The 280-nt window shown below is 48.6% G+C and carries 1 pseudogene; it reads right to left on the reverse strand.

Annotated elements, in window-relative coordinates:
* Positions 1-279, reverse strand: a pseudogene (locus HC175_RS23610) (M13 family metallopeptidase N-terminal domain-containing protein); the annotation flags it as partial.
* Position 280: the final 1 nt, after the last annotated feature.

Here is a 280-nt window from a genome sequence, read left to right on the forward strand (position 1 = left end):
TTGAAGCGCCTGCATATAACGCGGCTGTCTTACAATTACTGTGTCGACTCCCTGTGCGCCGATGGATTCGAAATACCTGTTCCAGTTGATCGCAGGTACTGCTTTTTGAAGCTCGGCTGCGGTCAGTGGATTATAGGTTTTTCGGGCATCACGTCTTTCTACCTTATCCAGTCTTGGCTGCGCAAGGGCAGTCTCGAACTTAAGTATGGTTTCGGCATTTTTTGCTGCTTCCTCTTCGGAATCTCCAAGGAACTGAAGCATCCTGGTAATATGAGACACG

This window comes from Salinimicrobium oceani (genome assembly GCF_012037645.1).